This window comes from Polynucleobacter sp. Tro8-14-1 (genome assembly GCF_018881655.1).
GTDB lineage: Bacteria > Pseudomonadota > Gammaproteobacteria > Burkholderiales > Burkholderiaceae > Polynucleobacter.
This window is the reverse complement of sequence record NZ_JACVPX010000004.1, coordinates 36192-54997: the sequence shown is the minus strand read 5'-3', so window position 1 is coordinate 54997 and position 18806 is coordinate 36192. Positions and strand designations below refer to the sequence as shown.

Genomic DNA, 18806 nt, shown 5'->3' with positions numbered 1-18806 from the left:
TTACTCGCCTTCATGGTGAGATTCGTGCGCTTGAAGATCAAGTAGATGCTTTGATGCAAACCCTTTCCCTGCCTGGTTCGCCAAGGCCAATAGTTCCTTGAACCGATGCGCAAGCATCAGGAACGATCTTTACCTTGCGGGCGTGAGCGTTTTGCAGGTTCACAGTGCCAACTTAGACTTGGTTACTCCCTGAACCTCTTAATGCACCCGAAGCAGAGTAGCCGTTCCACCTTGAACCTTAGGGTTCAGGATGACGGCCTAGCGGCTAAGGCGGGGAATTCATGTTACTAAACGATATCTTGATGTTGATGTTGTGCGGCGCCATCTCTGGCTACTTGGCTGGACTACTAGGCATTGGTGGCGGCATGATTCTGGTCCCCTTCATGATCTTGGTTTTTAATCATCTCGGATTTAACCAAGAAGTCATCGTACATATGGCAATTGCCACCGGAATGGCCACCATTTTATTTACGACAACTTCTGCTATTTGGGCACATCACAAACATAGCTCAATTGATTGGAGGCTGGTTGCATCCTTAAGTCCCGGAATGGTTTTTGGCGGACTGGTTGGTGGCAGCGAATTATTTGAAGCGCTCAAAACTTCTTGGCTCTCACTTTTCTTTGCCGTCTTTATTGTTTACACCTCAATCCAGATGTTGCTCAATAAGAAGCCTAAGGCAGGCAGAGACTTACCTGGGACGCTTGGATTATTTTCGTTTGGCACCTTTGCTGGAGCCCTTGCAAGCTTAGTAGGCGCAGGTGGGGCATTTATTACGGTGCCATTTATGCTTTGGTGCAACGTCAAGCCGCATACAGCAATGGCTACTTCATCTGGCTTGGGCTTTCCAATTGCTGCAGCGGCCACTATTGGTTATATGTATGGGAGCTGGGGCAACCCCGATCTTCCAGCAGGCTCTTTGGGCTTTGTATATTTACCAGCGGTTGCGTGCATCGTGACGGTCAGTATTTTTACTGCACCTTTAGGTGCAAAGATGGCCAGAAAACTCGATATTGCTCAACTCAAACGAGTTTTTGGCATCATGCTTTTTTTCCTTGCAGCCTTCATGTTTAATGAAAGCCGCAAGGCATTCGGCTTCTAATTACGCTGTGTACTGCTGACGCAAAATATTCTTTTGCACCTTACCCATAGCGTTACGAGGTAAATCAGCAACAATCTCTACGCGCTTTGGAATCTTAAAGTTTGCAATTTGTGTTTTCAAAGTAGCAATCATGGCTTCTGCATTGAGTTTTGCTCCGGCCTTAGGCACCACTACTGCCATCACTGCCTCACCAAAATCAGGGTGCGGAATACCAATCACAGCACTTTCATCAACGCCAGTCATGTCATCAATAAAACTTTCGATCTCTTTCGGGTAAACGTTGTAGCCACCAGAAATAATCAAATCCTTGCTGCGACCAACAATGCACAAGTAATCATTTGGAGCTTTACCGCCATTGGCATCGCCACCCCAACGACCGACGTCGCCAGTTTTAAACCAGCCGTCTTTGGTAAATTCTTCGGCAGTCTTCTCAGGCATACGCCAGTAGCCTGCAAATATGTTCGGGCCCTTCACTTGAATACTGCCAATCTCGTTTACTTTGCATGGCTTGTTATCTTCATCCACTACACGCACCTTAACGCCAGGCAATGGTAGGCCAACTGAACCACCTACGCGCTTGCCTTTGTAAGGATTAGAAACCAACATCACCGTCTCACTCATGCCATAACGCTCAAGAATCGGCTGGCCAATCACTTCTTTGAAGGTATTAAATGTTTCTGTCAGCAAAGGAGCTGAGCCGGAAACAAATAGACGCATATTGCTTGCTACTTTTTTAGTAAATCCTTTGTCAGCCAATAGGCGTACATAGAATGTAGGTACACCCATCATCACTGTGGACTGTGGCATGTGCTTAATCAATTGCGCCGTATCTAAACGTGGCAACCAAATCATTTTGCTGCCATTAATCAATGCGCCATGCGCCGCCACAAACAATCCATGAACGTGGAAGATAGGTAAAGCATGTAGCAATACGTCGCCTTTTTTCCAGCCCCAGAACTTTTGCAGCACTTGTGCATTGCTGCCAAGGTTCTTATGAGTCAGCATTGCGCCCTTGCTGCGTCCTGTCGTACCGGAGGTGTACAGAATCGCTGCAAGATCATTATCCTTCGCTGGAACGGTCTTGAATTTGTCGCTCAGGTTTCCTGCACGCTCTAATAAAGTACCGGTACGATTCTCGTCCAGCGTGAATACATGCTTAGTGCCAGCCTTGGAAGCTACCTTAGAAACCCAAGAGAGATTCTTGCTGCTGCACACAACCACTGCTGGCTCAGCATTCTCTAGGAAGTACTGGATTTCAGCTGACTGATAAGCGGTATTCAGCGGCAAATACACATAGCCCGCACGAATCGTTGCTAGATAAAGAAAAAGTGCTTCAGGAGACTTCTCAACCTGCACTGCAACCCTGGCTCCTTTCGGAAGCTTCAGGCTAGCAAGTAAATTGGCAAGCTTGGCCGTTGCTGACTCAAGGTCACCCCAAGAGTAATAAAGGCCGTCGTGTGTCTCGAGAGCGCACGCTTTTTTATCCTTTGGAAAACCTTTTTCCAATACTGAATACAAATTCATGAAAATATTCCTTGATTTCTTAAACTAGAGGCGCACCCATTACCCAATTAGATAATCCAGTGGCGATTTCTGGGAATACGCAAAGCAATACAACAGAAAAAAGCATGATGAATACAAATGGCATCACGCCGTAGATGATTTCACGCAAGGTGATATCAGGGGCAATATTCTTAATAACGAAAATATTCAGGCCAACTGGTGGATGAATTAAGCCCGTTTCCATCACAATAGTCATCACCACGCCAAACCAGATTAAATCAAAGCCAGCGGCACGCAGAGGCGGCAAGAAAATTGGCGAAGTCATCAAAATAATCGAGACAGGTGGCAAGAAGAATCCTAGGACGATCACCATCAGTAGGATGGCCCCCAATAACACCCATCTAGAAGTATTTAGATCAACAATTGCCTGTGCAGCAGACTGACTTAAATGCAAGTAACTCATCACATTTGCAAATAAGAGGGACATGCCAATAATGAACATCAACATCGCGGATTCGCGGATCGTGACATCTAATAATGGGTACAGGTCCTTGAAACGCCACATCTTATAAATCACTGCAATTAATAGAAATGCAAAGACTGCGCCCAATCCCGCTGTTTCAGCAGGCGTTGCATATCCTCCGTACAAGGCAACCATTACACCGATCAATAAAACTAAGAAAGGCAGCACTCTAGGCAATGAGCTCATTTTTTGCTGAATGGTGTAGGTTTGACGCTCCAATATGGGCGTAGAAACCTTAGTCACGGCATAAGCCTCGTAAGCGCTGGTGTACTCTTTACGGAAGCGATAGACCGTGTAGACGGAAAAGAATATGACCAGCATGACGCCAGGGCCAATAGCCGCCAAGAATAAGCGTCCCAATGATTGCTCTGCTGCCACAGAATACAAAATCATGGTGATTGAAGGTGGCAATAAAATTCCCAAGGTGCCACCAGCAGCAATAATGCCTGCTGCAAAACCTGGAGAGTAGCCACGCTTACGCATCTCAGGAATTCCTGCGCTACCAATTGCAGAGCAGGTTGCGGGGCTAGATCCGGCCATAGCAGCAAACAGCGCACAAGCAAATACGTTCGCAACTCCTAGGCCGCCAGGTATCTTACCCATCCATACATGAAGAGCATCATACAAATCCTTACCCGCACGTGAACGGCCAATAGCGGCGCCTTTCAAGATAAACAATGGTATGGACATCAAAGTAATACTGGACATCTCCTCATACACGTTCTGCGCAACCGTATCTAATGATGAAGCAGGCATGAAGAAATACATAAAAATAATTGCAACAATACCTAAAGCAAAAGCAATTGAAATCCCCGAAAACATAATCACCAGGGTTACAAAAGCAAATAAAAGACCAATGGTAAGAATAGACATATTAGTGACCCCCACTCACAACATCAGTAGCGATCGTTTTTCTGATGAAAATTTGTAGAAATAGTTGAAATGTGAGCAATGCCATGCCAGCAAACATCATTAAATAGGGAATCCACAAGGGAGGAGCCCATGTGGAGTTAGTTACTTGACCATCTACCCATGCTTCCTGAAGCAAATCCCAAGTTTTCGTAGAAAAAAAGGCAAAAAATAGGCAGGAAATCACATCAATAACAATTCCGCGCACTTTATTAACCGGGTGAGGCAACAGGCCCTCAATTGCAGAAATTCCTATATGGCCACGCCTCTCTTGCACATATGAACTGCAGAGAAAAGTTACGCCCACCAAGCAAAATAGAGCAGCTTCATCTTGCCAGTCGTTCGCCGTATGAAATAAACCACGAGACATAACGCTGTAACTCAGAATGAGAGCTGCGGCCATCAGGGCGAGTGAGCCCAGTAACACCAAGAATTTATTCACTGCCGACATCACTCTGTCGGCAGCCTCTAGAATCCACATCATTTTATGAAATCTTCTCTGCTGAGCGTATCATTGCAGCACAAGTTTCATTACGCTCGGAGAATTCTTTCCAAGCAGAATTTTTAGCTACCGCCTTCCATTTATCAACTACCGACGTATCCATTTCAAAAACCTTGTTGCCGGCTTTAGCAAATGCAATAGCTGCATCAATATCATCCAGCTTGGCCTGTTCGGTACCAAATTTTTCCATATCCACTCCGACCGCCATAATGACATCGCGTTGTTTTGGTGTTAAAGAATCAAACACCGTTTTTGACATCATGAGCGGCTCTAACATATACCAATAGGATTTATTTTTGGCGGAAGTAAAGTTTTTAGTTAACTCCGCAAGCTTGAATGACATTAAGCTTGCCGATGATGTGTAGGCTGCCTCTAGTGAGCCAGTTTGCACGGCCTGATAAATCTCATTTGAAGGAATCGAGGTCATTACGGATGCACCGGCCGCCTTGAGCATGGCATCAAATTCACGACTACCACCCCTCACCTTAACGCCTTTAACATCGTCCGGAACCACGATAGGACCAGAACGTGTAGCAACGCCACCAGCCTGCCACACCCAACTAACAATCACAATGCCCTTGGACTCCATGACCTTATTCAAGATCTTGCCAACTTCAGCATTTTTCCATTTAGCGCCTTGTTCATAGCTAGTAACTAGCGCTGGCATTAGACCAATGTTAGCCTCAACAACTTCTCCACCCGCATAAGGCATTGGGTAGAAACTAAAGTCAAGGGCGCCTTTACGGAGAGCGCTAAATTGAGCATTTGTTTTCATTAATGAGGATTGCGGATAAACGTCGAACTTCAATTCGCCGTTTGTTTTTTTAGTGACCTCTTCACCGAACTTCTTACATAAGCGATCACGGAAGTCTGTGCCACTTGGAAATTGGTGAGAAATCTTTAAACTTTTGGCGCCTGATTGAGCAAACGCGCTCAGATCGTAACCAGCAAGGGATGCTCCAGCCGCACCCAGCAACAATGTGCGACGCAATTGAGAAATTTCTTTTGAATCTGTCATGTTCATCTCCTAAATGACTATTATTTTTCTACTTACAACTGTGGGTACTGCCAGTTTTGTGACCGCCGGCTTCTTCATGTTCCATTCTAAAGCGAATACTCTGTGAATTCTGCTTTAGAGTCTCCTCTACTAAATTTCTTACTTAGGGCTGCATTAAACGACCAACCGCACGGGAATAATCAATTTCACCCCGGGTAAATCGCTCATGATTCTCCTCAACAGCCGAAAGATCATATAAATAATTAACCATAAGTGCCGCGGACTGTCGTAAACCCTTGCGAGAGAGGTCTCCAGCCCAGTTAATTTGATGAAGCTTGGCGCCGTTGCCCAAGTGAAACTTGGCAACCGGGTTACCGTTACGGCCAGCAGAACCTAAACCCAAGTAAATACTTGCGAGGCACAGTAAAGCGGCCTTTTCTTTTTCATTAGCATTGTCTGGATGCCAGCCAGCACTTAAGCGCTCAGACCAAGAGCGATTAGCAAGTCCAAGGATCTCCAGGGATTGCTCACGAGCTGTGCGAACTGCCGGCTTGAGTTGGGTACCTGTCTTTTCGCTGCCAATATCTGCACCAGCTGCGACCCAGTCAATGAAGCCTGGAATTGGAGAAAGCGTCACAAAGGTTTTGAGACCAGGAAATTCTGCATGTAACTGTTCGGCAACGCGCTTAATCAAGAAATTACCCATTGAAACACCGCGCAGGCCTGGCTCGCAGTTACTTATAGAATAAAAAGCAGCCACTTTATATTGTGAAGTTTGATGAACTGTCTCTGCCTTCTTATCTACCAAAGGCGTAATCACAGCGGGAATTTCTGGCAAAAGCGCTACTTCAACGAAAATCAAAGGCTCGTTTGGAAGCTGCGGGTGAAAGAAGGCAAAACACCTACGATCAGGCTGCAAGCGGCGGCGCAGGTCATCCCAACCATCAATTGCGTGCACAGCCTCATGCTGAATCAGTTTTTCCAGAACCTCGGCAGGTGACTTCCAATCCACCCGATGCATCTTTAAAAATCCTGGGTTAAACCAAGAAGACAAGAGGTGACGCAAGTCAAAATCAACTGCTGTTAACTCCGGCTGCTTTTCAAGTAATTGCAACAGATCACGACGCATACCTACAAGCGCAGCAGTTCCATTGGTTGCACGATTAAGTCGACGAAACAATTCCTGCCTCGGAGGCTCAGTCACGCGTTGTAATTTAATGTAATTACGCGCACTTGCTTCTGCTGAAAAATTTTGCGCAGCAGCCATGACCGCAGCAGCATCAGGATTGAGTTTTTCAAATAGAAAATTAAAAAATTTAGAGTGTTGATCTTTAGAGAGCTTGCGATAGTTGTGGATCACATCATTAGCCATGCTGACGGCATTCGATTCGCCGCGCTCGGAAATGAGTCGATTAACCGCGCCGGTAACGCGGGAAAAGTAACGGGCTTTTGCTAGCTTTTCAAGCATGTGTATCTCTCAAAGAATTCAACCCAAAGGGTGGCGGGTTGATTACTAATGTATAGCTGAGCCATACCTGAATCAATTAATGAAAGTATATATTCATTAACTTTAAGTTAATGAATTAGCTAGCGCGTTAAGCCAGGTTTAGAAATTATTGCGATGCATCATGCGGGTTTCAGCCGCTAGAGCGAGGATATTGGGGTTTGATTCATTAGCCTGGAGGTACATTAGGGCAATATGTTGGGTTGCCTGATATTTTGGCAATAACGGGGTAAATTCAATCGCATCCCCCATTAATGCCTTCACCCTACCGGGCAATAAAGATCTTCCCAGGTCCCCGGAGACCATATTCATTAAAGAAAAGATATCACCCACCTTCATAACTACATTGGGGGCAAATCCAGCCAACTGGAAAGCCTCATAAAACCCTGAGGTGGTGGCAAAACCATCTTGAAGGGTTAAAAATTTCTCATTTTGGTACTCGGATAAATCAATATTAGCTTCGGCTGGCTTATTGTTTTTTGAGGAAGCTAAAAACAACTGGTCCTCAAAAAGAGGGACTACCTGAACACCCTCCGGAAGATCTCTTGTAGGAACCGCCATGACTACTGCATCTACATTTCCCTCGCTGAGCCTTTTCATCAAGTCCTCATTAGATCCCAGATACAAATCAATATCCAAATCAGGTCTACGAATTTTGGTACCCATAATGACTCTAGGAATAATATTGGCCGTCAAAGAGTACATTGACCCCAGGCGAATTTGCCCGCTCTCGACACCGGCTTTTGCTCTCGTCTTTTTGAGAACACGATCTACGTCAGCCAATAAATCGGCACTTGCTTCAGCCAAATAAATAGCTGCCGGCAAAGCTTTTAACTGGCGTCCATCTTTTACAAATAGGGCGCACCCTATTCCGGATTCCAGGGAATGCAATGCCTTGTGAATACTGACTGAACTTAAACGCAACTCTTCTGCTGTTTTTGAAAGACTGCCGGTCCGAATAAACGAGCACAGTACTTCTAATTTTCGAAGTGTTAGCTCTTCATTCAGCATGAGCTAATTATTGACTCTTGGATTTAAATGCAGTCATGAGATAGAGGCCAAACAATATCATTGGCACACACAACCACTGACCCATAGATAAACCCAAGCCTAGAAGGCCCAAGAAGGAATCGGGCTCACGCGCATACTCAGCCAAGAAGCGGCAAATACCGTAACCCAACATGAAAAATCCAGATATCTGGCCAACACGTCTTGGCTTGCCTGCATAAATCCAAAGCGCAATACCCAGGAGTACACCTTCACCAAGCAGTTGATAAATCTGTGATGGATGGCGTGGCACAGAATCTACTAAAGGAAAAATCATTGCCCATGGAAGATCAGTAGGTCTTCCCCATAACTCGCCATTAATAAAGTTCCCTAGTCGACCAAATGCCAACCCAAAGGGAACTAGTGGAGCAACCAAATCACTTACGACAAAAAAAGTGGTCTTATGCTTTTTAGCAAACCAGAAAAGTGCAACTAGCACACCTAACAAACCACCATGAAAAGACATGCCGCCTTCCCATATCTTAAAAATACTCAAAGGGTGAGTTAGATAGAAGCCTGGCATATAAAACAAGGTGTAGCCCAAACGACCGCCTAACACGACGCCAAGAACGCCGGCAAACAGAAGATCCTCAAGATCTTTATAGGTCCAGCCTAGGGATTGATAACGTGGTGATTTAATGCGTAAGCGACCCAGAAGCAAAAATTGAACGAAGGCCATTAAATACATTAAGCCATACCAATGAATGGCAAAAGATCCAATGCGAATTGCTGCAGGGTCAAACTGTGGATGAATCAACATAGTTCTTAGCTTTTGGATTGGTCAAAGTTATGTAACTCATGACCTAACTCTCTGTAGGCTTTAAAGCGCTCGCGGCCTGCCAAACGCTCTGCTTCGTTAACCGTAACAACTTCAACAATTCTGGGAAAGCGCGCAACCAAGGCCGGCACATCAGCAGGCATACGCATTCCCAAATGAATCATGACATCAGCATGGGGAATATCGTTCAGGGCCGAGGAAGCAAAGTCATCCGTGAGTACTATTGGGGTTTCAGCTGCAGCTTCTTCCTCAATAAAACAATGCGGCAAGAAATCAGTACTGCTAAATGCCCAAAGAAGCTCGTTCAACTTTTTCAGATCTGCTTTCTCACCCACCATCACAATATTGCGGACTGGCTCACCTTCAGGCGCAGCACTCCAAATCTTACGCGTAAGGCGACAAGCATATTCCAGCTTATCACTCACATTGCTATGAAAATCAATTCGAGCCATTCAATATTTATCCAAGATCTAAAGCGCTCACTTGCGCTCGAGCAAGAAGTTCACCAAGAGGGGCACAGGACGACCGGTAGAGCCTTTGGCAGCGCCACTCTTCCATGCGGTACCAGCAATGTCTAAGTGAGCCCATTTGTATTTCTCGGTGAAGCGAGACAAGAAGCAAGCCGCTGTCACGCTGCCAGCTGGACGACCACCAATGTTGGCAACATCTGCAAAATTAGATTTGAGCTGCTCATGGTAAGCCGCATCCAAAGGCAAACGCCATACCGTATCCAAAGAAGCATGACCTGCTTTAGTCAACTCACTTACCAAGCTCTCGTCGTCAGAAAACAAACCGCTATGCACATGACCCAAAGCAATCACGCAAGCGCCTGTTAAGGTGGCAACGTCAATCACTGCCGCCGGCTTAAAGCGCTCTACATAAGTCAGCGCATCACACAGAATTAAGCGACCTTCTGCATCGGTGTTGAGAACCTCAATGGTCTGCCCAGACATACTCTTCACAATATCGCCAGGACGAGTAGCTTGGCCTGATGGCATATTTTCACAAGTAGGAACTACGCCAATCACGTTCTTCTTTAACTTCATTAAAGCAATGGAGTACATCGTACCGATCACTGAAGCTGCGCCACACATGTCGTACTTCATTTCATCCATGGCTTCACCTGGCTTTAATGAAATTCCACCAGTATCAAAAGTGATTCCCTTGCCCACCAAAACAATCGGAGCCTCTCCTGCTTTGCCACCTTGATGTTTCATCACAATAAATTGCGGCGGGGTAGCAGATCCTTTGGAAACGGATAAAAATGAACCCATTCCCAAGGCCTCAATTTGTTTGAGCCCAAGTACATCCACTTTCAAAGCAGTCTTTTTACTTAAGCCCTGCGCGGCCTTACCGAGGTAAGTTGGTGTACAGATGTTTGGAGGAAGGTTACCCAAATCCTTCGCCAGATTCATACCCTCCACCATAGCTACGCCCTGCTCTACCGCAGGCTTCAGCTCTTTAGCGCAGGCATCGTTACCTGCAAAGACGAGATGCTTAAATATGTCTGCTTTATCTTTTACTTTGAATTTCATTGCTGGTTGACGCACGCCAAAACGATAAGCTTGGTCGCCAGCGTATTGAACTGTAAGACGAACCTCTTCGGCAATGAAGTCAGCTTTGTGTGCAAGCGCAAAACTTGGTGTAAACCAAAGCGCACTTTCAATTGATCCGCCACTTAACACCTTCAAAGCTGCGCGAGCAACTTTGGAATAAGTAGTCAAACTCCGTTCGCTAGCAAGATGTACATCACCCAGAGCAACGAGTAATACTCGTTTTGCTTTAACCCCATTAGTTGACCAAGATTTTTCTGCACGCAACATGCATACGGAAGCTTGCTTGGAATCTAAATCCCCAACAAGATTGGCGTGATTGACAGAGCCTCCGAGCAAAAGATCTAGCTCTGGCAAAAATCCTACTTTTGCCTTGGCGCCCTTAGCGTTTGAGAAACTATCAAAATCCGCCTTGGAATATGCCAAAACCAAGCAGTCGGTGTTATGGCTAAGCAAGGATTTGAGGCTAGATTTCTGGAGTTTTAGGCTCTGAAGGTCTGCTTGAGGGAAAATCTTGGTGCTGAATTGAATTGTCATAATCTATTACAGTGTTTTGGTCGCTTCAAAAGGGGGTAATCTGCTAATTTGGGACGTTTATCCATTATCCTCCGACATGAGAATAACTTCCCTTACCTGCAGCAATATAAGCCATTTACAAGCCCAATAACCCTTCAAGTCCAGACCTATAAATTCTCATGATTTTTAACCAGGCCCTTCGCCGCGAACTCAGTTTTACGACTGGCGGGGTCTTTTTGGTCTTAGTCACCATTATGGTGACCACCTTGGTGATCCGAATTTTGGGTTATGCCGCTAACGGGGCGGTCAATCCAAAAGACGCTCTAGTGTTAATTGCCTTAGCTACCCTGGGTTATCTTGCGGTTCTTTTAACAGTCTCACTATTTGTCGCAACATTAATTGTTCTGGTGCGCTGGTACAAAGATTCTGAAATGATTGTGTGGTTTGCTAGTGGTCTAAGCGTTACCAATCTTATTCGCCCTATCATGCAATTTGCCACGCCGTTCATTATTGTGATCGCGCTCCTGGCTCTTTTTGTGTGGCCCTGGGCCAACCGAGAATCCACTTTAATTAGTCAACGCTTTCAACAACGTGATGACGTATCCATGGTGAGCGCCGGACAATTCAAAGAGTCCGCAAAAGCAGAGCGTGTATTTTTTATTGAAGAGCTCGATGTTGATAAAAGCGAAGTCAAGAATATCTTCGTAGCTGATTCCAAGAATGGTCGGCTGAGCATTGCAGTTTCCCAAACTGGATTTATTCAAAACTCTGCAGGTGGTGAGAAATCCATCGTGATGCATAACGGTAGACGCTATGAGGGGCAACCCACTCAGCCCGATTTCAGAATTCTGGAATTTAACGAATACAGCACCAAGATACGGAGCAAAGAATCATTGGCGCCCCCACCACGCGATCGCGAGAAGACGATCACTGAGCTTTTAGATGACCCCAATCCAAACTCTACCAGCCCCAATCGTGCTGAGTTACTTTGGCGCATTGGATTGCCATTAATGGCATTGGGTTTGGTACTGATTGCAATTCCGCTTGCTTATGTAAACCCTCGCTTGGGTAATTACACTGCGATGTTTTATGCGGTCTTAATTTATTTAATCTATAGCAACTTACTGAACCTGACGCAAAATTTTGTCTCACAAGGCAAGGTCACTGTATTTGTTGCTATTTGGCCTATTCATTTGCTCGCCCTATTAATTGCGATAGCTTTAATTCGCAATCGCATTAATCCTTCTCTAAAGTGGTGGCGCCGTCAATTGCCTGCCTCTATGGCCGCCAAATGAAATTGCTCTTTCCTTTTATTTACGAGCGCTATTTAGCCAAGCAGATTTATGCTGCTTTTGGCTTTATCTTGTTCGCCTTGGTAGCTTTGTTTTTGTTCTTCGATATCTTGAGCGAGTTAGGGTCCGTGCAGGGGGGCTACACGCTTCCTCTAGCGCTACTTCATGTACTTCTGAAAGCCCCAAGCCGCATTTCAGAAATCATCCCCATTGCAGGCTTGATTGGCAGTATCTATGTATTTGCAATGCTGGCTAGCCAGTCTGAGTTCACCATTTTGCGTATCGCTGGATTAGACGTTAAACGTGGGCTCATTACTCTCACAAAAATTTCACTTCCATTAATAGCGCTCACACTCATCATGAGTGAATGGGTTGGCCCTTATTCCGAAGCAAAGTCTGACCAGATTCGCATGAAGGCTATGGGCTCAGCCTATACGTCACAATTTAAAACGGGTGTTTGGGTAAAAGATCGCCTACGCGATGAGGATGGCAGCGGGCCCGTGCGTCCAGGAGTGCGCTATGTCAACGTGGGCAAAGTTGACAAGGATAATGAGATTCAAAATATCCGTATGTATGAGTTTGATGACACCTATCATCTTCTCTCAATCCGTAGCGCAGCCTCCGGACAGTTTGATGAGACTGGCATTTGGGTTTTAAATGACGTCACCGAAACTCGCTTTAAAGAAACAAGGCAGTCTGACCCACTGAACCCCGTTTTTTCTGCGCAAACTTTTACGCACCCGATTCTCACTTTGGAATCGGAGGTCACGCCCCAAATTTTGAATGTGCTTTTAATTAGTCCTGAAAAAATGTCGATCATGAGCTTGGGTCGCTTTATCTCCCACCTTCGTGAAAACAAACAAGATGCGCAGAGACATTCCATCGCCTTCTGGAAGAAAGTGGTTTATCCCTTCACTATTTTTGTGATGCTCGCGCTAGCCCTTCCCTTTGCATACCTTAAGGTTCGAGCAGGAAGCGTTGGCATTAAAGTGTTTGGCGGAATCATGCTGGGCATGAGCTTCCAGCTATTTAATTCCCTCTTCTCCAACGTAGGGCTTTTGGGCTCTTGGCCAGCGCTTCTAACAGCGCTTACCCCGCCTTTGCTCTACTTCCTTTTGGCACTATTCGGGTTGCGCTGGGTTTCTAAGGCTTAATACCCAAAAATCATTTAGAATTTGATTCCTATATCATTGCTGATATATAGACAGGAATCCTTATGAATCTCCACCAATTTCGCTTTGTGCGTGAAGCCGTTAGGCAAAACTTCAACTTAACCACTGCCGCTAAAGCCTTATTCACCTCTCAACCAGGGGTTTCTAAAGCAATTATCGAATTGGAGGATGAGTTAGGCGTGGAGATCTTTCGTCGCCATGGCAAGCGGATTCGCTCCTTGACGGAACCAGGTAAACGCATTTTGAGCTCGGTTGAACGCATCCTTGATGAAGTGGAAACACTGAAGAGAGTGGGTAAGGATTTTGCTAGTCAAGATCAAGGTAGTCTCGTCATTGCCACCACCCATACACAAGCGCGCTACGCACTTCCTAAAGTGCTGACTGAATTTACTAAACGCTTTCCAAAGGTAAAGGTGAGTATTCAGCAAGGTAACCCAGGTCAAATTGCAGAGCTACTCACACATGATCGCGCGGATATTGCCATTGCTACTGAAGGGATTGCGAATACTCCGGGCGTACTGGCTTTGCCCGGCTATCAATGGCAACACGTGCTCATGGTGCCGCTAAGCCACCCCCTCCTCAACCAGGCAACACTTACTCTCGAAGAGATTGCTAAGTACCCAATCATCACCTACGACAAAGCATTTGCTGGTCGCAGCAAGGTTGATGCAGCCTTTGCGCAAAGAAACATTACGCCCGATATTATTTTGGAAGCGATTGATGCCGACGTCATTAAGACTTATGTAGAAACGGGTATGGGCATTGGTATTGTTGCGGGTCATGCTTATGACCCCGATCGAGATCGCAATCTTAAAGTGATTCCTGCGGGACATTTATTTGGTAACAATGTGACCCATCTTGGGGTCAAACAAGGCGCTTACTTGCGCTCATTTGTTTACACCTTCATTGAACTCTTCTCACCAACGCTCACCAAGAAGATTGTTGAGCAGGCAATGAATAACGAATCCGAGACTTACGAAATTTAAATAATCTGGAAATGCTCACGGACTGAACAGTCTTTGAGTGGTGCCTCGGGGCGGACTCGAACCGCCACGCCTTGCGGCACCGGATTTTGAGTCCGGCACGTCTACCAATTCCATCACCGAGGCAGGTGTTTGCAGTGGAAATTCTGCTTACTTTGCTACTTTGTTACTGCTAAGACATGAGAGTGTAACAAAAAATGGTCAGATACCCCCTACCTTGGGTCTAGAACCCCTTAAAATGAGCTCTTCTAGCCAAATTATTAAAAGGACTTACCCGTATGGCCGGCCATTCGAAATGGGCCAATATTCAGCACCGCAAAGGTCGTCAGGACGAAAAACGCGGCAAGATTTGGACCAAACTCATTAAAGAAATTACCGTAGCCGCCAAATTAGGCGGTGGTGATATTGCTACTAACCCACGTTTACGCCTAGCTATTGATAAGGCCAAAGACTCCAATATGCCAAACGATAACGTGCAAAGAGCGATTCAACGCGGCACTGGATCTCTAGAAGGCGTGAACTACGAAGAAATTCGTTATGAGGGTTATGGCATGAATGGCGCCGCCATTATTGTGGATTGCTTAACCGATAACCGTACCCGCACCGTTGCTGAAGTTCGCCATGCTTTTAATAAGAATGGCGGCAATATGGGTACCGAAGGTTCTGTTGCATTTTTATTCAAACACTGCGGTCAAATGTTATTTGCTCCGGGCACCAGTGAAGATCAACTCATGGAAGTAGCTTTAGATGCTGGCGCCGAGGATGTGATCACTCATGACGACGGCTCTTTAGAAGTGTTGTCTCCCGTTCCTGATTTTTCAAACGTACAAGATGCCATTAGTAAAGCGGGTCTCAAGCCTGAGCTTGCAACGGTTGCCATGCGCCCTGAGACTGAGATCGCCTTGGAAGGTGATCAGGCTGAGAGTATGCAGAAATTGTTAGATGCGCTTGAGAACTTAGATGACGTTCAAGAAGTATTTACGAATGCTGCTCTTTAATCGACTTTGCATATATAAAAAATTTACTGCATTTTTACTTCATTAATACTGACAAACTATCGTTATGAAAATTCTCTTAATCGGATCTGGCGGACGCGAACATGCTTTAGCCTGGAAACTGGCTCAATCCCCACAAGTCCAAACGGTTTATGTTGCTCCTGGTAATGGCGGTACAGCTACCGCTAAACAAACCGCTGCTGGCATTGAGAACTTACCGATCACTGGATTACAAGAGCTGGCTGACTTTGCTAAGCGCGAGAAGATACACCTAACGGTTGTAGGTCCAGAAGCGCCACTTGCTGCTGGCATCGTGGATGTATTTCGTAATAATGGCTTGCGTATTTTTGGCCCAACTCAATTGGCAGCTCAACTGGAATCCTCTAAAGACTTTTCTAAAGCCTTTATGAAGCGTCATGGTATTCCAACAGCCGATTACCAAACGTTTTCTAGCGCACTTGAAGCGCATGCTTATATTGATGCCAAGGGTGCGCCAATTGTGATTAAGGCTGACGGCCTTGCGGCAGGTAAAGGTGTTGTAGTGGCAATGAGTCTTGAAGAGGCGCATGCCGCAGTTGACATGATGTTGGCTGATAACAAATTAGGCAATGCAGGTGCCCGTGTGGTGATTGAAGAATTCCTAACAGGTGAAGAAGCTAGCTTCATTGTTCTCGTGGATGGCAAGAATGTTCTTGCATTAGCTACTAGCCAAGATCACAAGCGTTTACTCGATGCTGACCAAGGACCGAATACTGGCGGCATGGGTGCTTACTCCCCTGCACCAGTTGTTACTCCAGAAATTCATGCACGTGCATTGCGTGAAGTGATCATGCCAACAGTGAAGGGCATGCAAGCAGATGGCATTCCGTATACAGGCTTCTTGTATGCGGGTCTCATGATCACGCCTGATGGCAAGATTAAGACCTTAGAATTTAACTGCCGCATGGGCGACCCAGAAACACAACCGATCATGGCTCGCCTGCGCAGTGACCTCGTCAATGCATTAGATCATGCAGTTGACGGCACGCTCAATGAAGTTGAGCTGGAATGGGATCGCCGCACTGCTTTAGGTGTTGTGCTTGCAGCCCACAATTACCCTGATACCCCGCGTGCAGGTGATGTTATTACCGGCATTCCGGCTGATACTGAAGATCAAATTGCCTTCCATGCTGGTACGAAATTGCAAGATGGCAAAGTAGTGACCTCCGGTGGACGGGTGATGTGCGTAGTAGGTCTCGCAGATACTGTACGTGGTGCCCAACAAAAAGCATACGAAGCCATCAACCATATCCAATTTGACGGCATGCAATATCGCAAAGATATTGGCTACCGCGCAATTAAGTAAACCCATCAAGTTAGAACGCCCTTGTCAGATCAACAGACCCAAATCGATATCGCAACCTTAAAAGAGTATTTTTTAGGCTTGCAAGACCGAATCACAAGTGCAATGAGTGCTTTGGATGGCAAGGTCTTTGTTGCTGATGAGTGGCACAAACCTGAAGACAGCAAACTCAAGGGTTATGGTCGCACCTGCATTTTGGATGGCGGCAATATTCTGGAAAAAGGTGGAGTAGGCTTCTCCCATGTCCGTGGCGATCAAATGCCCCCTTCTGCATCACATCATCGTCCAGAGGTAGCAGGTCGTAGCTTTGAAGCAATGGGCGTGTCTTTGGTATTCCACCCGAATAACCCCAAAGTACCCACCACGCATATGAATGTGCGTTGCTTTATTGCGCAAGCGCCTGGTAAAGAGCCGGTATGGTGGTTTGGGGGTGGCTTTGACCTCACACCCTATTACGGCGTTGATGAAGACTGCAAACACTTTCATCAAACCGCTAAAGATGCCTTAGACCCTTTTGGTGAGGAGCTCTACCCTCGTTTTAAAAAATGGTGCGATGAATACTTTTACTTAAAACACCGTGAAGAACCGCGTGGTATTGGCGGCGTTTTCTTTGATGATTTTAATGAGCTTGGTTTTGAGAAAAGTTTTGCAATGACCCGTGCAGTTGGGGATGCATTTATCGATGCGTACCTACCAATCGTGCAGCGCCGCTATCAAGACAGCTTCACTCCCGAAGAAAAGTCCTTCCAAGAATATCGCCGCGGTCGCTATGTAGAGTACAACTTGATCTTTGATCGTGGAACTATCTTTGGTTTGCACTCTGGTGGTCGCACCGAATCTATTTTGATGTCGATGCCACCAGTAGTTCAGTGGTGGTACAACTGGCAACCCAAGCCTGGTACTCCTGAGGCCAAGCTGTATGACTATTACCTTAAGCCACGAGATTGGCTAGCTTGAGCGCTATAAAGAAAATTGGCATTCTTGGAGGTACATTTGATCCTCCACATGTGGGTCATTTGAAATTAGCTACGCATTTTGCAAAGCTACTCCGCTTAGATGCACTGCTACTTATTCCGAGTGGTGAGCCTTGGCAAAAGGGAGCCGGCATTACTCCCGCAGAAATGCGCCTCAAGTTGACTGAAGCTGCGGGCATTGATTTAGCGCGCGCATTTTTATATCTCAAGATTCCCACTCAAGTAGGCATTGATCGTATGGAGATAGATTGCGCTGGGCCTAGTTATGCGATTGATACCGTTAAAGCCTTACGTGAGCGCTTTGGAACAAATGCTAGCCTGACTTGGCTGATGGGAGCAGACTCTCTGGTTGCCCTCCCTAGCTGGAACTCTTGGGAAAAACTGAGCCAGTATGTGAATTTTGCGGTGGCGACTAGGCCACACCATGATTTAAAGCTAGAAATTAGCTCTGAAGTAGGTCAATTTTTGGAGGTCCATCAAACATCGGACGCCGATGCCCTTGAAAATAGCGCTGCAGGCCTCATATACATCGATGAAAGCTTGAATATTGATCTATCCTCAACTGCATTACGAGAACGTCTCAAATCCAGCTCACGGAGCTCTATTGCATCCGAGCAAATTCCAACCCACACCCTAGAAATCATTACAAATCTGGGCTTGTACCAGTAATCAAGCTAAGATCACTCTAATTAGAAAAATTATTGCCGAGAAAATATGGACTTACGTAAATTACAACGCGTCGTGATTGATGCCCTAGAAGATGTTAAAGCACAAGATATCCGCGTGTATGACACCACTAAATTAAGCGAGTTATTTGATCGAGTGGTTATTGCCACTGGTTCTAGTAATCGCCAAACCCGCTCTTTAGCCATGTCGGTTAAAGAAGAGGTGAATGCTAAAGGTGGAGAAGTCATTTCTATCGAAGGTTTAGAAACTGGCGAATGGGTATTGGTTGATTGTGGCGACATCGTCGTACATATTTTGCAACCAATGTTGCGCTCCTACTATCAGCTTGAAGGTATGTGGGGTGCTAAACCTGTACGCGTGAAATTAGCCGGTGACAAAGGTCTTGTTAAGGCCAGCGAATCCGAAGACGACGAGTAATCTCGTCATCAC

General features: G+C 45.9%; 17 protein-coding genes, 1 tRNA gene, 1 other RNA gene and 1 pseudogene. 10 read left to right on the top strand and 10 right to left on the bottom strand.

The window, feature by feature from the left end; all coding sequences use genetic code 11:
* Nucleotides 1-62 precede the first annotated feature (62 nt).
* Together ssrS and ICN34_RS05435 are read left to right on the top strand one after the other, a co-directional pair.
* A non-coding RNA gene (gene ssrS, locus ICN34_RS05440) (6S RNA) lies at nucleotides 63-281 on the top strand.
* Entirely contained in the window at nucleotides 282-1100 is an 819-nt protein-coding gene (locus ICN34_RS05435; protein WP_216121288.1) for a sulfite exporter TauE/SafE family protein, read from the top strand. It begins immediately after the preceding RNA gene.
* Here the strand turns inward: ICN34_RS05435 and ICN34_RS05430 are convergent, their stop codons facing one another.
* From ICN34_RS05430 to ICN34_RS05390, 9 genes are all read right to left on the bottom strand, one after another.
* On the bottom strand, nucleotides 1101-2630 hold the full coding sequence (locus ICN34_RS05430) for an AMP-binding protein (RefSeq protein WP_216121472.1): 1530 nt from the start codon (nucleotides 2628-2630) through the stop codon (nucleotides 1101-1103).
* Between the two features lie 13 nt (nucleotides 2631-2643).
* Nucleotides 2644-3999: a TRAP transporter large permease gene (locus ICN34_RS05425; RefSeq protein WP_216121286.1), complete on the bottom strand. Its 1356-nt coding sequence runs from the start codon at nucleotides 3997-3999 to the stop codon at nucleotides 2644-2646.
* Nucleotide 4000: 1 nt separating this feature from the next.
* Nucleotides 4001-4519, bottom strand: coding sequence for a TRAP transporter small permease (locus tag ICN34_RS05420; RefSeq protein WP_072583797.1), 519 nt, complete (start codon nucleotides 4517-4519; stop codon nucleotides 4001-4003).
* A gap of 1 nt (nucleotide 4520) precedes the next feature.
* Nucleotides 4521-5555: a TRAP transporter substrate-binding protein DctP gene (gene dctP / locus ICN34_RS05415; RefSeq protein WP_072583798.1), complete on the bottom strand. Its 1035-nt coding sequence runs from the start codon at nucleotides 5553-5555 to the stop codon at nucleotides 4521-4523.
* 142 nt (nucleotides 5556-5697) lie between these two features.
* Nucleotides 5698-7002: a malonyl-CoA decarboxylase domain-containing protein gene (locus ICN34_RS05410; RefSeq protein ID WP_072583799.1), complete on the bottom strand. Its 1305-nt coding sequence runs from the start codon at nucleotides 7000-7002 to the stop codon at nucleotides 5698-5700.
* A gap of 138 nt (nucleotides 7003-7140) precedes the next feature.
* On the bottom strand, nucleotides 7141-8049 hold the full coding sequence (locus tag ICN34_RS05405; RefSeq protein WP_216121284.1) for a LysR substrate-binding domain-containing protein: 909 nt from the start codon (nucleotides 8047-8049) through the stop codon (nucleotides 7141-7143).
* 7 nt (nucleotides 8050-8056) lie between these two features.
* Nucleotides 8057-8845: a prolipoprotein diacylglyceryl transferase gene (gene lgt, locus ICN34_RS05400; protein ID WP_072583801.1), complete on the bottom strand. Its 789-nt coding sequence runs from the start codon at nucleotides 8843-8845 to the stop codon at nucleotides 8057-8059.
* Nucleotides 8846-8850: 5 nt separating this feature from the next.
* Nucleotides 8851-9315 (bottom strand): DNA polymerase III subunit chi, encoded by a 465-nt coding sequence (locus tag ICN34_RS05395; RefSeq protein WP_216121283.1) that lies wholly within the window; start codon nucleotides 9313-9315, stop codon nucleotides 8851-8853.
* A gap of 27 nt (nucleotides 9316-9342) precedes the next feature.
* A complete protein-coding gene (locus tag ICN34_RS05390) occupies nucleotides 9343-10947 on the bottom strand; it encodes a leucyl aminopeptidase (protein WP_370623978.1) in 1605 nt (534 codons plus the stop codon).
* Nucleotides 10948-11111: 164 nt separating this feature from the next.
* On the opposite strand from ICN34_RS05390, the gene lptF reads away from it, so the two are divergent.
* The 3 genes from lptF to ICN34_RS05375 all read left to right on the top strand — a co-directional run bounded on the left by lptF (nucleotide 11112) and on the right by ICN34_RS05375 (nucleotide 14382).
* Nucleotides 11112-12227 (top strand): LPS export ABC transporter permease LptF, encoded by a 1116-nt coding sequence (gene lptF / locus ICN34_RS05385; RefSeq protein WP_216121279.1) that lies wholly within the window; start codon nucleotides 11112-11114, stop codon nucleotides 12225-12227.
* Complete coding sequence (lptG, locus tag ICN34_RS05380; protein ID WP_216121277.1) at nucleotides 12224-13378, top strand: LPS export ABC transporter permease LptG; 1155 nt, start codon at nucleotides 12224-12226, stop codon at nucleotides 13376-13378. The genes lptF and lptG overlap by 4 nt, the downstream gene beginning before the upstream one ends.
* Nucleotides 13379-13440: 62 nt before the next feature.
* Nucleotides 13441-14382 carry a CysB family HTH-type transcriptional regulator gene (locus ICN34_RS05375; protein WP_072583806.1) on the top strand — a complete coding sequence of 314 codons (942 nt, stop codon included), beginning with the start codon at nucleotides 13441-13443 and terminating at the stop codon, nucleotides 14380-14382.
* Between the two features lie 38 nt (nucleotides 14383-14420).
* Here the strand turns inward: ICN34_RS05375 and ICN34_RS05370 are convergent.
* Nucleotides 14421-14505: transfer RNA gene (locus tag ICN34_RS05370), tRNA-Leu, on the bottom strand.
* A gap of 152 nt (nucleotides 14506-14657) precedes the next feature.
* Here ICN34_RS05370 and ICN34_RS05365 point away from each other — a divergent pair.
* The 5 genes and pseudogenes from ICN34_RS05365 to rsfS all read left to right on the top strand — a co-directional run.
* Nucleotides 14658-15377: a YebC/PmpR family DNA-binding transcriptional regulator gene (locus ICN34_RS05365; RefSeq protein WP_072583807.1), complete on the top strand. Its 720-nt coding sequence runs from the start codon at nucleotides 14658-14660 to the stop codon at nucleotides 15375-15377.
* Nucleotides 15378-15441: 64 nt separating this feature from the next.
* A complete protein-coding gene (gene purD / locus ICN34_RS05360; protein WP_216121276.1) occupies nucleotides 15442-16719 on the top strand; it encodes a phosphoribosylamine--glycine ligase in 1278 nt (425 codons plus the stop codon).
* Nucleotides 16720-16761: 42 nt separating this feature from the next.
* Nucleotides 16762-17673, top strand: coding sequence for an oxygen-dependent coproporphyrinogen oxidase (gene hemF / locus ICN34_RS05355; RefSeq protein WP_216121470.1), 912 nt, complete (start codon nucleotides 16762-16764; stop codon nucleotides 17671-17673).
* Entirely contained in the window at nucleotides 17670-18359 is a 690-nt protein-coding gene (locus ICN34_RS05350; protein ID WP_216121273.1) for a nicotinate-nucleotide adenylyltransferase, read from the top strand. The genes hemF and ICN34_RS05350 overlap by 4 nt, the downstream gene beginning before the upstream one ends.
* 45 nt (nucleotides 18360-18404) lie before the next feature.
* Nucleotides 18405-18791, top strand: a pseudogene (gene rsfS / locus ICN34_RS05345) (ribosome silencing factor); the annotation flags it as partial.
* Nucleotides 18792-18806 lie beyond the last annotated feature (15 nt).